Origin of the sequence: Mesorhizobium sp. M1004, from assembly GCF_040318795.1 — a bacterium.
In the GTDB taxonomy this organism is placed as follows: Bacteria; Pseudomonadota; Alphaproteobacteria; order Rhizobiales; family Rhizobiaceae; genus Mesorhizobium.
The window spans coordinates 156,167-169,498 of record NZ_JAMYNB010000004.1; the positions used below are offsets into that span (position 1 = coordinate 156,167).

Below are 13,332 nucleotides of genomic sequence, written 5' to 3' on the forward strand. Positions count from 1 at the left end.
GAGCAATGATGCAAGCGAGTCGAAGGCTGGCGAGTTGAAAGCCGCGCCCGGCACTCAAGGTGCGACGGCCGCGAAGCTTTCGGCGCTGTTTGCCGGAACCATGGGGCCGCTGATCGGGCTGCTGCTGCTTTGCCTGGCGCTGACGTTGACCACCGACACGTTCCTCACCGTGCGCAACATCCTCAACGTACTCGACCAGATCACCGTGCTCGGCATCATGGCAATCGGCATGACGCTGGTGATCCTGATCGGCGGCATCGATCTCTCGGTCGGCTCGGTGCTGGCGCTGGCCGCCATGGTGATGGGCTTTGTCTCCCACCCCGACTATCTCAATCTCGGCCTTGCGGCCGGCGTCGTTGCAGCACTGGTCGTCGCCGGCCTTTGCGGACTGGTGTCCGGCCTGCTGGTGACCGTCACCCGGCTGCCGCCGTTCATCGCGACGCTGGCGATGATGTCGGTGGCGCGCGGTCTTGCCAATATGATCACAGACGGTTCGCAGATTGTCGGCTTTCCCGACTGGTTCACCAGCCTGTCGATCATCCGCCATTTCGGCTTCCTGTCGGTCACAGTCGGGGTGATGATGGTGCTGGCGATCGTCTTCGCCATCTTCCTCAACTACCGCGCCACCGGCCGCAGCCTTTACGCCATCGGCGGCAGCGCCGAGGTGGCGCGGCTCTCCGGCATTCCGGTGAAGTCACTGACCAACTGGGTCTACGCCATCTGCGCCGTACTTGCGGGTCTTGCCGGCATCGTGCTCGCCGCGCGGCTGGATTCGGTGCAGCCGAGTTCCGGCCTCGGCTATGAGCTCGACACCATCGCGGCGGTGGTGATCGGCGGCGCCAGCCTGTCGGGCGGCATCGGCTCGATCGGCGGCACCGCGGTCGGCGTACTCATCATCGGCGTGCTGCGCAACGGGCTCAATCTGCTCGGCGTCTCGCCCTTCATCCAGCAGGTGGTGATCGGCGTGGTGATCGCGCTGGCGGTCGCCAGCGATACCTGGCGGCGCAGGGCGCGATAGAGAACGGGGCACAATTGAGAATTCGCCCGGAGCGTCCGGGCGATAGACGGATCGGTCGATCCGAAACTGGGATGTTCCAAGGGGCGCGATGCGCTGGCGGGACAGTTTGACTATCAACGGAGGAAACACATGCTGACCAAACGTTCACTGCTGCTCGCCGCTGCCGCCATCATTCCTATGCTCGGGCTGACCGACATGGCCTCGGCCAAGGAGGCCAAGAAACTCGGCCTCGCCGTGGCCAATTTGCAGGCCGACTTCTTCAACCAGATCAAGCAGTCGGTCGAAGCCTACGGCAAGGAGAAGGGCATCGAGATCGTCACCGTCGACGCCAAGGGCGATTCAGCGACCCAGGTCAGCCAGGTCCAGGATCTGATCACGCAGAACATCGACGCGCTGATCTACATTCCGGCCGGCGCCACAGCCGCCACCGTGCCGACCAAGACCGCCAAGGCTGCCGGCATTCCGGTGGTCAATGTCGACCGCAACGCCGACGGCGCGCCCGGCGACACCTTCATCGCCACCAACAGTGTCGCCTCGGCGCAGGCGGTGTGCGACTACATCGCCAAGCAGGCCGGCGGCAAAGGCGAACTGATCATCATCCACGGCCAGAAGGGCACCACGCCGGAAGTCGATCGCTCGAAGGGCTGCGGCGAAGCGCTCAAGGCCTATCCCGATATCAAGGTGGTCGGCGAATTGTGGAGCGAAGGCTGGCACCAGGACGAAGGCTTCAAGCTGACGCAGGACCTGCTGCAGTCGCATCCCGATGTCTCCATCGTCATCGGCCAGGCCGATGCGCTGGCGCTGGGCGCGGCACAGGCGGTCAAGGTCGCCAATCCCGGCCACAAGGTCTGGGTCGCCGGCTTCGATGGCGACGTGGCCGCACTCAAGGCGCTGAAGGACGGCGTGTTCGACGTCACCGCGACGCAGCAGACGCAAGGCATGGGCCGGCTCGCCGTCGATGCGGCGATCAAGCTGGTGGCCGGCGAAAGCGTTCCGGCCGAGCAGCTGCAGGATGCGACGCTGACCACCAAGGACAATGTCGAACAGTTCATCGCCAAGCACCCGTAATAACCCGCACCGCTTAGAGAGAGCGCCACGATGTCTCCTGATCCTCGCCACAGCGAACGCCCGCACAACGGGCTTTTCGTCAACGGCCTCTGCAAGAGCTACGGACCGGTCCAGGTCCTGGCCGATGCGAGCTTCGAGGTGCGGCCGGGCGAGGTCGTGGCGCTGCTCGGCGAAAACGGCGCCGGCAAGTCGACGGTGTCCAACATCATCGCCGGCTCGACCCGGCCAGACGCGGGCACCATCATCTGGCGGGGGAAGCCCTATTCCCCCGCCTCGCCTGCCGCGGCAATCGATGCCGGTGTGGGCATGATCCACCAGGAACTGAAGTTGCTGCCGGACCTGTCGGTGGCGGAGAATGTCTATGTCGGGCGCCTGCCGATGCGCGGCGGCCGCATCGACCGCGCAGCAATGAACGCCAAGGCCTCGGCGCAGTTGAAGCGGCTTGGCCTCGACGTCTCGCCCGAGCGCAATGTGGGCACGCTGCGCATCGCCGCCCAGCAGCAGGTAGAGATCGCCAAGGCCCTGACGCTGAATGCCGAATTGCTGATCTTCGACGAACCGACCGCAGCGCTTGGCGGCGAGGAAACGGAGCTTTTGTTCCAGCAGATCCGCAAGCTCAAGGCGGAAGGCATGTCCTTCATCTATATCAGCCATCGTCTCGACGAGATCGCGCAGATTGCCGACCGCGTGGTGGTGATGCGCGACGGACGCATCGTCGCCCGCCACGAGCGCGCCGATATTCCCGTGCGCACAGTGGTCGAGCAGATGGTCGGCCGCTCGGTCGAGCGGATGTTCCCGCATCTGACGCCGCCGCGCGAGGAAACACTGCTCGAGGTCGAGAACCTGTCTTCGCCGGAGAAGAGTTTCAACAACGTCTCCTTCTCGGTCAAAGCAGGCGAGATTGTCGGCATTGCCGGGTTGATCGGCGCCGGCCGCACAGAACTGGTGCGGGCGATCGCCGGCGCCGATCCGATCTCGTCCGGCTCGGTGCGTGTTGCCGGCGAACCGGTGCATCTCAGCGGGCCGGCGGCGGCGATCAAGGCCGGCGTCGTGCTGGTGCCGGAAGACCGCAAGGCGCAAGGCGTCGTGCTCGACCAGACAATCGGCGAGAATCTGGCGTTCGGCAATTTCGACCATGTCGCGCCGAAGGGCTGGGTGTTCCCGAAAGCGGTGCAGAAATTCGCCGAGGCCGGCATCGCAAGGCTCGGCGTCAAAGGCAAGCCGAACCAGGCTGTGTCAAAACTGTCCGGCGGCAACCAGCAGAAGGTGATCATCGCCAAATGGGTGTCGCGGCCGCCGAAGGTGTTCATCCTCGACGAGCCGACGCGCGGCATCGATGTCGGGGCGCGTGCGGCAATCTACGACGTCATTGCCGACCTCGCCCGCTCCGGCATGGCGGTGGTAGTGGTCAGCTCCGACCTCGAGGAGGTGCTGGGCCTGTCGCACCGCGTGCTGGTGCTGAGCCGCGGCCGCCAGCGCGGCATTCTCGACCGCAGCGAGGCGAGCAATGTCGCGGTGATGGAACTTGCCACGAGCTGAGGACAGGAGTCGGAACAAAGCGCAGCAGGTGGTATCCTCCCAAGGACCGGACCGCGCGGGGCGCCAGCAAAGACTGGCGCCCTTCATTTCAGGAGGGGGAACAACATGAAACTATTCGATCTCAGCGGCGACGTAGCGCTGGTAACAGGCGCCGGCAGCGGCATCGGGCAAGCGATCGCCATTGGATTGGCCGAAGCCGGCGCCGATGTCGTCTGTTTCGGCCACACCTCCAAGGGCGGGCTGGACGAGACGGCGCACAAGATTTCGGCACTTGGCCGCAAGGCGCTGGTGCTGACCGGCACGGTGACGTCGGAGGCCGATCTCGCGTCAGCGATCGAGCGCACCGAGAACGAACTCGGCGCGTTGACCATCGCCGTCAACAATGCCGGCATCGCCGGGGCCGAGCCGGCCGAGACGCTGCCGCTGGAGACGTGGCAGAAAATCTACGACGTCAATGTCAGCGGCGTGTTCCTGTCCTGCCAGGCCGAAGCGCGCGCCATGCTTTCACGACGCAAGGGCTCGATCATCAACATCGCCTCCATGTCGGGTTCGATCGTCAATCGCGGCCTGACCCAGGCGCATTACAATTCGTCGAAGGCGGCCGTCATCCATATGTCGAAGAGCCTCGCCATGGAATGGGCCGATCGCGGCCTGCGCGTCAATGTGGTGAGCCCCGGCTACACGCTGACGCCGATGAACAAACGGCCTGAGGTCGCGGAACAGATCAAGATATTCGAGCGCGACACACCAATGGGCCGCATGGCGACGCCGGAAGAGATGGTCGGCCCGACCGTGTTCCTGGCCAGCCGCGCCGCGAGTTACGTCACCGGCATCGACCTGATCGTCGATGGCGGCTTTGTCTGCTGGTAGGAGAAGAAAAGTGCAGAAGCGTTTTGAAGGCAAGACTGCTGTGATCACCGGAGCCAGCGGCGGCATCGGCGCGGCGATGGCGAAGCGCTTTGCCGAAGAAGGTGCGGCGGTCGTGGTCAGCGCGATCGATGCCCGCGTCGAAGAGGTCGCCGCCGGCCTCAAAGCGGCTGGCGCCCAGGTCGCGTCGATGCGCATGGACGTGACCAACAAGGACGAGGTCACCGCGCTGTACGACCTCGCCGAGAAGGAATTCGGCCGCGTCGACATTTCGGTGCAGAATGCCGGCGTCATCACCATCGCCCGGATCGAGGCAATGACCGAAGCCGAGTGGGACAAGGTGTTGGCAGTGAACACCAAGGGCGTGTTCCTGTGCTGCCAGGAAGCGATCGCGCGCATCCGCAAGCATGGCGATGGCGGCCGGCTGATCAACACGGCATCGGGCCAGGCGCGGCAGGGTTTCATCTACACGCCGCACTATGCGGCGTCGAAGTTCGGCGTCGTCGGCATCACCCAGAGCCTGGCCAAGGAAGTAGCCAAGGAAAAGATCACCGTCAACGCGATTTGCCCCGGCATTATCGACACTGACATGTGGGCTTACAACGACGCCGCCTGGGGCAAGCTGATGGGTGACTACAAGCCCGGCGAGCTGATGGCCGAATGGGTGAAGAACATCCCGATGGGACGCGCCGGCAGCGGCGAGGACGTGTCCGGCCTGGTCAGCTTTCTCGCCAGCGACGACGCCACCTACATCACCGGCCAAACCATCAATGTCGATGGCGGCCTGATCATGTCGTGAACGTCAGCTCTGGCGGTTGGCAATCGACCAGTCTGAAATTCCGCAGTGCACAGGGCATCAGCCGTTGCGCCGCATGAACGTTGGTATATATAATTTCATCTCATGAAACGGCCTTGGCGGGGATGGGGCTCGCCGGCCGAGACCATGGGACCTTGATGGCTCGCACGTCTGAGAGCGCCGCTGGAGCGGCGATCGATCTGTTGACGATTGCTCACGCAGCAATCCATCCGATGCCATGACGCGGGCCCGCCCGGCATCACATAAACGCCAAGTCGAGCAACCATTTCGCCTGCGCAAGTTGCGGCTGCGGCACTGGCTTGGTGCGAACGAGCTTGCGTAACGACCCGCCTTTCCAACACAATCAAGAAAAGACGCAAGAAGGGAACGATCAAGAAATTTCCACATGGTTTGACAGGAGAACAAGCATGTCATTTCGCAGTGTGATTTCGAACCTATCAATGGGAGCCTTTGCGCTTGCCACCGCAAGTTCGCTTACATCGCCGGTCCAGGCAGCAGCACCCGAATCCAACGACCCGATCAAGATCGCGCTGTTCGACTGGACCAGCGTCAATCTCAACGCCAAGATCCTTGGCGGTATCCTCGAAAAGCTCGGCTATACCGTCGAATATCCGACAGCCGACTACCTCTCCAGCCTGACCACCGGTCTCACCAATGGCGACCTCGATGTCGGCCTGGAGTTCTGGGACACGACGGCCGGCGAGGCGATGAAGGCCTCCGACGCCACCGGCCAGACCGAGCGGCTGGGCAAGCTCGGGCCGAAGGCCAAGGAAGAGTGGTGGTTTCCCGAATATATGAAGGAGAAATGCCCGGGCCTGCCCAATTGGGAGGCGCTGAAGGACCCGAAATGCGCCGAGGCGTTCTCGACGGCGGAGACGGCGCCGAAGGGCCGCTATCTCGGCGGCCCGGTAACCTGGGAAGGCTTTGACGACGAGCGCGTCGAGGCGCTGAAGCTGCCCTTCACCGTCATCCATGCCGGCACCGACGCGGCGATGTTCGCCGAGTTGGACTCGGCCTATCAGCGCAAGGCGCCGATCATGCTGTGGATCTATTCGCCGCATTGGGCGCCGGCCAAGTACAAGGGCGAGTGGGTCGAATTCCCGGAGTATACGCCCGAGTGCTACACCGACCCGAAATGGGGCACCAACCCGGATGCCAAATATGATTGCGGCAAGCCGCATGGCGAGATCTGGAAATACTCCTGGTCCGGCATGAAGGACAAATGGCCGATCGCCTACAAGGTGGCCAAGGCCTACACGATCGACACCGATGAGCTCAACAAGATGAGCGGCGAGATCGATCTTGGCGGCAAGACGCCGGAAGACGTCGCCGCCGCCTGGATCGCCGCCCACGAAGCCGACTGGAAAGCCTGGGCGCAGTGATGGCTCCGACTGAAGGCCGGACCCGGCCGTAACGGCCGGGTCCATATCTTCATTTTCCAGAAGGGCCATTGGATGACGGAAGCGACTGAACCGCAGGCGGCTGGCACGCCCAAAGATGTGCGGCCGATAAAGCTTGCCTGCCGTAATGTCTGGAAACTGTTCGGATCGAACGCGGCCAGCTTCATCCGCGAGCGTGACGGCAAGGCCAGCATGGCCGACATCGCCGCGGCCGGACTGGTCGGCGCGGTGCGCGCCGTCGATCTCGAAATACGCCAGGGCGAGATTTTCATCATCATGGGGCTGTCCGGCTCCGGCAAGTCGACGCTGGTGCGCTGCATGTCGCGGCTGGTCGAGCCGACCTACGGCAAGGTCGAATTCGAAGGCAACGACCTGCTCAAGATTTCCGATGCGGCGCTGATCGAACTGCGGCGTCATCGCATGGGTATGGTGTTCCAGAATTTTGCGCTGCTGCCGCATCTTAACGTGCTCGACAACATTGCCTTTCCCCTGAGCATCCAGGGCCAGGACCGACCGACGCGCGAAGCGAGAGCGCGGGAGGTGATCGATCTCGTGGGCTTACGCGGCCGCGAGCATTTCTATCCGCGCGAACTCTCCGGCGGCCAGCAGCAGCGCGTCGGCATTGCCCGCAGCCTCGCGACCAAGCCGGAGATCTGGTTCCTCGACGAGCCGTTCTCGGCGCTCGACCCGCTGATCCGCCGCGAGATGCAGGACGAACTGATGCGGCTGCAGACCATGCTGCACAAGACCATCGTTTTCATCACCCATGATTTCGACGAGGCGATCAGGCTGGCCGACCGCATCGCCATCATGAAGGACGGCGAGGTCATCCAGATCGGCACACCGGAGCAACTGGTGGTCAATCCGGCGACCGACTATGTCGCCGAATTCACCCGGGATGTCGACCGCGCCAAGGTGATTTCGGCGCGCAGCCTGATGCGTGCCCTGGATGGCTCCGAGCATGGCGGCACGGTTTCGCCCGACGCCAGGATCGCCAGCTTCTCGGCCAGCATCGTCGCTTCGGGAAAACCGTTCGCGGTGGTCAACGGCAGCGGCAAGTCGATCGGCGAGGTGACGCCGCAAGCCGTGATCGGACTGCTGGCCGGCATCGACAAGCAAAGAGCCGGCGCATGACGGTGACTGCAAGCGCCAGCCAAACGAGGCCACCGGTTCAGCGCTGGCTGCTGATCTGGGCGCTGGCGCTGGCCGCCGTGCTGGTGGTATTCCTGCTGCAGGAGAGGCTGCCATGGGCGGTCGACTATCCGGCCGATGCGGTCGTTCCCGTCGCCGACTGGGTCAGTGCGCTGATGCGCTGGATCAAGTCGAACTTGTCCTGGCTGACCCGCTCGATCACCGCGGTGCTCGGCGTTCCCCTCGATTTCGCGCTCGACCTGCTGGCCAAGAATTTCAAGATTGGTCACGGTGCCGATGCCTATGTCCTGCCGCGCCTGTCCTGGATCGGCGTCTGCGTAGCCGCCTTCATCGCCGGGCACGCCGTGGGCGGTAGAAAACTCGGCATGCTGGTCGGCGGCTGCTTCCTCTACACCGCGCTGTTCGGCCAGTGGACCAGCGCCATGCTGACACTGGCACTGATTTCCATCGCGGTGCCGTTCTGCATCGTCACCGGCCTGTTCGCCGGCATCTGGGCGTGGCGCAAGCCATGGGCCGAGCGGCTGATCATCTCCCCTGCCCTCGATTTGATGCAGACCATCCCGACCTTCGCCTATCTCATCCCGATGCTGCTCCTGTTCGGCAACAGCCCGGTCTCGGCGATGATCGCCACCGCCATCTTCGCCACGCCGCCCATGGTGCGGGCAACGATGCTGGGTCTGTCGCGGGTGCCCTCCGAGATCGACGATTTCTCAGAGATGGCCGGCTGCACGGCGCGGCAGAAATTGTGGCGCGTGCAGCTGCCGTCGGCGCGGCCGACACTGATGATCGGCGTCAACCAGGTGATCATGCTGGCGCTGAACATGGTGATCATCGCCTCGATGATCGGCGCCGGCGGCCTCGGCTATGATGTGCTGCTGGCGCTGCGTGCGCTGAAGGTCGGCGAAGCGATGGAAGCCGGGCTCGCCATTGTGGCGCTCGCAATCGCGCTCGACCGGCTGAGCCAGGCGATCGCGCATAAGCAGGCAAAAGGCCACGTTCAACGGCAGGCGAACCAGAGCGTTTGGCGGCGCTATCCCAATCTGTCGCTGGCCATCGCCATCCTGGTCGTGACGACGCTGCTCGGCCTGTTCGTACCGGCGTTCGCAGCGGTGCCGAAGGAGATCACCTTCACCACCGCGCCACTGTGGAAGGCGGCGGTGAGCTGGGTGACGATCAACTTCTTCGACGTGATCGAAGCGTTTCGCGTGGCGCTCATCCTCAATGTACTGAACCCGCTGCGCGCCTTCTGCGAAGGCTTTCCGTGGCTCGGCGCGGTGGCCCTGCTCGGCCTCGCCGGCTATCAGCTCAGTGGCCTGCGTTTGGCCGCCCTTGTCGCGGCGCTGACCGCCTTCTGCGCCGTCACCGGCCTTTGGGAAAAGACTATGGCGACGGTTTATCTCTGCGGCATCTCGGCCTTCATCGCTTGCCTGATCGGCATCCCGATTGGCCTGATGGCCGCGCGCAGCGACCGCTTCGAAAAGATCGTCACGCCCATCATCGACACGCTGCAGGTGCTGCCGTCCTTCTGCTTCATCATTCCTGTGGTGATGCTGTTCCGGGTCGGCGACGTCACCGCCATGATCGCCACGGTGGCCTTCGCCGTGGTGCCGGCGATCCGCTACACCAATCATGGCATAAGGCAGGTGCCGCCGGCATTGATCGAGGCGGCGAAGGTTTCCGGCTGCACGCCGCGCCAGACGTTCTTTCGCGTGCAATTGCCGCTGGCGCTCCCCGAGATCATGCTCGGCGTCAACCAGACCATCCTGATGGCATTGGCGATGATCATCATCTGCGCCATGGTCGGCACGCGCGATCTCGGCCAGGAAGTGTTCATCGCGCTGTCGAAAGCCGATTCCGGCCGCGGCATTGTCGCCGGGCTGGCAATAGCCTTTATCGGCATCGTCGCCGACCGGCTGTTCAATGCCTGGACGGCGAAGGCGCGGGCAAGACTAGGATAATTGTTGAATGTCCAATCCCGGCGAACCGCCTTTTGCCGTTGTCGTTTTCGACATGGCCAAGACCGGCGAGCCGGATGGCGAGCATCTGATTTCCGGCTTCGAGAAGCTGGGGGCGGCGACGGCCTATGCGATTGCGCGGGTTCGCGCCTCGGTGGAGGAATTGCGCAAGCCTGGCCTCACAGCCACCGAATTACGCCAGCTTTGGCACCTCTATGGCGAAGACTGTTCGGTGCTGAACGCCGGAGTGCGCGGCAGCGATCTACTCGACGATTTCATTGCGACGCCGTCGATGCCGGCCGAATGCAACTGGCAAGTTCTCGCGCCCAGGCTGCGCCGCTTCCGCGCCTCGCTGCTGATCTCCAACGGCAACAACGAATCCGTCTGGGCCGGCGGCTTCTTTCGCTCGACCTTCAGGCTGTCGCGAGACGGTCTGCTCGAGCGCTTTGGCGACGACGCCATTGCCGCCTTCAAGGCCAAGGGGATCGAGCCGGCGGAGCCGACGAAGCTCATGGTCGCCAATTACTTCGAGCTTCCCGACCCGCCCTACCCGCCGCCAGGCGTGACGCTGCGATCCTGGAAGGTCGAGGTCGGTTTCGTCTGCCATGACGTGAAGTTCGGCGGCGACGCCGCCGGAATCTTCGCCTGGCCGCAAGAGCCCACCGACTGGGCGCTCAGAACCATGCAGTTCCTGCTGATGGCCGACATGATGGCCATGCGCGGCGATGGCCCCGACTGGGCCAACGACTGCGAGATACTAGCCGCCAAGGTGACCGAGACGGAGGCGCCTCCCGACTATCCGCTGGATTGAAGTGATGATCATCACCTGCCCCGTGGCCGGCACACGCGATCTCGGCCAGAAAGTGTTCATCGCACTGTCCAAAGTCGCGGCATTGTCGCGGGCTGGCAACAACCTGCCATCGACATCATCGCGGTCGGTCTTCGACCCCTGAGCCGCGAAAGCTCAAGCACGGCTCGGATAGACGGTTTCGCCTCTTCTGGAGTTCGCCTCTTCTGGAAATGGCAGGCCGCGCTCCAGCTCTTGACTTTGACGCATTTTCGCGCGGAAAGCTGCTTCATCCTCGACCAGCCTGAGCTTGCTGCCGAATGCCCGATCAGCGCGAACCGCCTTTTACTGTCGTCGTCTTCGACATGGCCAAGACCGGCGAGCATGTGGTTTCGGGGTTTGAGACGTTGGATGCGGCTACGTCCTACGCGATTGCTCGGGTTCGCGCCTCGGTGGAAGAGCTGCGCAAGCCTGGCATCGCAGCAGCCGAGCTCCGGCGGCACTGGCATATCCATGGTGAGGATTGCACGGTGCTGAACGCCAATGTGCGCGGCAGCGATCTGCTTGACGATTTCATCGCGACGCCGGGGACACCGGCCGAATGCGACTGGCGGGCGCTGGCGCCACGACTGCGCCGTTTCTACGCCGCTGTGAACGTCTTCAACAACGATGGCAAATCTATCCGGGTCAGCGGCTTTTTCCGCGCGACCTACCGGTTATGGCACGCTGGCCTGCTCGCACGATTTGGCGACGACGCCATCGCCTCCTTCAAAGCCAAAGGCATCACGCCGGCAGTGCCGACGAGAGTCTCGGTCGACCATCACTTCGAGCAGCCCGATCCGCCGCGCCCGCCGCTCAGCGATATCAGGCCGTTGCTGTCGTGGAAGGTCGAGATCGATTTCGGATGCACCGATGTGAGGTTCGGCGCCAAAACCGACGGCGTCTTCGCCTGGCCCGAGGAGCCGACCGGCCGGGCACTCAAAGACATGACACATCTGCTGATGGCTGACAGACTGTCCATGTACGGCACCGGCCCGGAGGGCGCCTATTATAGCGAATTGGTGTGGGTCAAGGTGACGGAGACCGATGCGGCTCCCGACTACCCTCTGAATTGAAACTGGGCCGGTGCCGGCGCATTGTTTTGCATCACGCCGACCTATTCCGCCGCCACGCCCTTCACCTGGAGATAGCTTTCCATCGAGTCGTCCAGCGCCTGCAGCCAGGGCGTATGGTGCGATGGCGCCATGGTGCCGGTCATCAGCGAGCGGTAGGCGTGGTCGCGGAAGCTCATAATGTCTTCCGCCTTGTGGTGCTCCCACTCCATGAAGGTCTGGTTGACCGCCTCGACGTCGAAGCCGGGATAGTCGGTCTGGTCCATCAATTCCTTGGTGTAGTCGCCCTGGAACCAGATCATCTGCTCGGCGTCTTCCAGCGTCTCTTCGCGTGCCCGCCACTTGGCGCCGTGCTCGGCCATCGCCTGTACCGACGGCAGCTTGATGCGGCCCATGATGACGTCACGGGCGAACCAGGCCTGGGCGTCGAACATGTTGAAAGTGTAGAACTGGTCCTGCATGCCGATATAGGACAGTTTCGGGTTCTTCTCCCACACGACGCCCTCATAGAGCCCGTCCGGCCACATGCGGTTGGCGGTCTTCAGCTTCAGCTCTTCCGTGAGGAACGGGAAGGAATGCAGATAGCCGGTGCACAGGATGATGGCGTCGACGTCCTTGGTGGTGCCATCCTTGAAGTGCGCCGTCTTGCCGACGACCTTCTGCAGCAGCGGCACTTCCTTCCAGTTCTCCGGCCATTTGAACCCCATCGGCTTGGAGCGGTAGCTGGAGGTGATAGATCTGGCGCCGTATTTGTAGCATTGCGAGCCGATGTCCTCGGCAGAATAGGAGCGGCCGATGATCAGTATGTCCTTGCCCTTGAACTCCATGGCGTCGCGAAAATCATGGCTGTGCAGGATGCGGCCGTTGAATGTCGAAAAGCCTTCGAAATAGGGAACGTTGGGAACGGAAAAATGCCCTGAGGCGACGACGACATTGTCGAACTCCTCGGAGTAGGTGACGTCGTTGGTGCGGTCATGCGCGGTGACGGTGAATTTCCTCGTCTCGTCGGAGAAAGTCACCATGCGCACCGGGCTGTTGAAGCGTACCCATTCGCGCAGGCCTGATTTCTCGACGCGACCCTTGATGTAATCCCACAGCACCGCGCGCGGCGGGTAGGATCCGATCGGGCGGCCGAAATGCTCCTCGAACGTGTAGTCGGCGAATTCCAGGCACTCCTTCGGTCCGTTCGACCAGAGGTAGCGGTACATCGAGCCGTGGACGGGATCGCCGTGCTCGTCGAGGCCGGTGCGCCAGGTGTAGTTCCACAGGCCGCCCCAGTCGGACTGCTTTTCGAAGCAGACGATTTCGGGTATCTCGGCGCCCTTGTCGGCAGCCGACTTGAAGGCCCTGAGCTGGGCCAGACCGGATGGCCCCGCTCCAATGACGGCAACGCGCGTTTTCATGGCAGGCCTCCCGGTGTCATTCGATTTTTGGAATTGCTCTTACGAAACAAATTTCACTCACAGGACAGTAATTGCCTCTTGGATGCTGTCAACAGGCCTTGTGGAGAAACCGCGTTTCGCCCCAGCGGATTTCCGGAAACGGATGACGGCGCAAATCCGGTGCGGACACCATTCGACTTAACGGGCTTGCTGCGCGGTTGCGTTTCTGTATCGG

Annotated in this window: 12 protein-coding genes; 11 read left to right on the forward strand and 1 reads right to left on the reverse strand. The window is 63.2% G+C overall.

Features of this window, described 5'->3' with window-relative positions:
• Nucleotides 1–34: 34 nt before the first annotated feature.
• From NKH54_RS10095 to NKH54_RS10145, 11 genes are all read left to right on the forward strand, one after another.
• Nucleotides 35–1,018: an ABC transporter permease gene (locus NKH54_RS10095; RefSeq protein WP_050587411.1), complete on the forward strand. Its 984-nt coding sequence runs from the start codon at nt 35–37 to the stop codon at nt 1,016–1,018.
• A gap of 129 nt (nt 1,019–1,147) precedes the next feature.
• Nucleotides 1,148–2,086: a sugar ABC transporter substrate-binding protein gene (locus tag NKH54_RS10100; RefSeq protein WP_023668529.1), complete on the forward strand. Its 939-nt coding sequence runs from the start codon at nt 1,148–1,150 to the stop codon at nt 2,084–2,086.
• Nucleotides 2,087–2,116: 30 nt separating this feature from the next.
• A complete protein-coding gene (locus NKH54_RS10105) occupies nt 2,117–3,625 on the forward strand; it encodes a sugar ABC transporter ATP-binding protein (RefSeq protein ID WP_353028135.1) in 1,509 nt (502 codons plus the stop codon).
• Nucleotides 3,626–3,730: 105 nt separating this feature from the next.
• Nucleotides 3,731–4,495, forward strand: a complete 765-nt coding sequence (locus NKH54_RS10110) for an SDR family oxidoreductase (protein ID WP_023754060.1) — start codon at nt 3,731–3,733, stop codon at nt 4,493–4,495.
• The gene (locus NKH54_RS10115) at nt 4,473–5,291 is read left to right on the forward strand and encodes an SDR family oxidoreductase (protein WP_050589717.1); all 819 of its coding nucleotides are present in this window, start codon (nt 4,473–4,475) and stop codon (nt 5,289–5,291) included. The genes NKH54_RS10110 and NKH54_RS10115 overlap by 23 nt, the downstream gene beginning before the upstream one ends.
• A gap of 425 nt (nt 5,292–5,716) precedes the next feature.
• Nucleotides 5,717–6,691, forward strand: a complete 975-nt coding sequence (locus NKH54_RS10120; protein ID WP_023692144.1) for an ABC transporter substrate-binding protein — start codon at nt 5,717–5,719, stop codon at nt 6,689–6,691.
• Nucleotides 6,692–6,763: 72 nt separating this feature from the next.
• Nucleotides 6,764–7,843, forward strand: a complete 1,080-nt coding sequence (locus NKH54_RS10125) for a quaternary amine ABC transporter ATP-binding protein (protein ID WP_353028136.1) — start codon at nt 6,764–6,766, stop codon at nt 7,841–7,843.
• Complete coding sequence (locus NKH54_RS10130) at nt 7,840–9,819, forward strand: ABC transporter permease (protein ID WP_353028137.1); 1,980 nt, start codon at nt 7,840–7,842, stop codon at nt 9,817–9,819. Before NKH54_RS10125 ends, NKH54_RS10130 begins: the two co-directional genes overlap by 4 nt.
• 7 nt (nt 9,820–9,826) lie before the next feature.
• Nucleotides 9,827–10,627 carry a hypothetical protein gene (locus NKH54_RS10135; protein ID WP_023729279.1) on the forward strand — a complete coding sequence of 267 codons (801 nt, stop codon included), beginning with the start codon at nt 9,827–9,829 and terminating at the stop codon, nt 10,625–10,627.
• Nucleotides 10,628–10,631: 4 nt separating this feature from the next.
• Complete coding sequence (locus NKH54_RS10140) at nt 10,632–10,769, forward strand: hypothetical protein (protein ID WP_023696622.1); 138 nt, start codon at nt 10,632–10,634, stop codon at nt 10,767–10,769.
• Between the two features lie 154 nt (nt 10,770–10,923).
• Nucleotides 10,924–11,718, forward strand: a complete 795-nt coding sequence (locus tag NKH54_RS10145) for a hypothetical protein (RefSeq protein ID WP_023729278.1) — start codon at nt 10,924–10,926, stop codon at nt 11,716–11,718.
• A 41-nt stretch (nt 11,719–11,759) separates the two neighbouring features.
• On the opposite strand, the gene NKH54_RS10150 is transcribed toward NKH54_RS10145, so the two are convergent.
• Nucleotides 11,760–13,118, reverse strand: a complete 1,359-nt coding sequence (locus NKH54_RS10150; RefSeq protein ID WP_023704844.1) for a trimethylamine monooxygenase — start codon at nt 13,116–13,118, stop codon at nt 11,760–11,762.
• Between the last annotated feature and the right edge of the window lie 214 nt (nt 13,119–13,332).

What these genes read in the sequence shown, in the direction of transcription:
- NKH54_RS10100 (WP_023668529.1), top strand. Translation starts at nt 1,148, where the DNA reads ATGCTGACCAAACGTTCACTGCTGCTCGCCGCTGCCGCCATCATTCCT.
- NKH54_RS10105 (WP_353028135.1), top strand. Translation starts at nt 2,117, where the DNA reads ATGTCTCCTGATCCTCGCCACAGCGAACGCCCGCACAACGGGCTTTTC.
- NKH54_RS10110 (WP_023754060.1), top strand. Translation starts at nt 3,731, where the DNA reads ATGAAACTATTCGATCTCAGCGGCGACGTAGCGCTGGTAACAGGCGCC.
- NKH54_RS10115 (WP_050589717.1), top strand. Translation starts at nt 4,473, where the DNA reads ATGGCGGCTTTGTCTGCTGGTAGGAGAAGAAAAGTGCAGAAGCGTTTT.
- NKH54_RS10120 (WP_023692144.1), top strand. Translation starts at nt 5,717, where the DNA reads ATGTCATTTCGCAGTGTGATTTCGAACCTATCAATGGGAGCCTTTGCG.
- NKH54_RS10125 (WP_353028136.1), top strand. Translation starts at nt 6,764, where the DNA reads ATGACGGAAGCGACTGAACCGCAGGCGGCTGGCACGCCCAAAGATGTG.
- NKH54_RS10130 (WP_353028137.1), top strand. Translation starts at nt 7,840, where the DNA reads ATGACGGTGACTGCAAGCGCCAGCCAAACGAGGCCACCGGTTCAGCGC.
- NKH54_RS10135 (WP_023729279.1), top strand. Translation starts at nt 9,827, where the DNA reads ATGTCCAATCCCGGCGAACCGCCTTTTGCCGTTGTCGTTTTCGACATG.
- NKH54_RS10140 (WP_023696622.1), top strand. Translation starts at nt 10,632, where the DNA reads ATGATCATCACCTGCCCCGTGGCCGGCACACGCGATCTCGGCCAGAAA.
- NKH54_RS10145 (WP_023729278.1), top strand. Translation starts at nt 10,924, where the DNA reads ATGCCCGATCAGCGCGAACCGCCTTTTACTGTCGTCGTCTTCGACATG.
- NKH54_RS10150 (WP_023704844.1), bottom strand. Translation starts at nt 13,118, where the DNA reads ATGAAAACGCGCGTTGCCGTCATTGGAGCGGGGCCATCCGGTCTGGCC.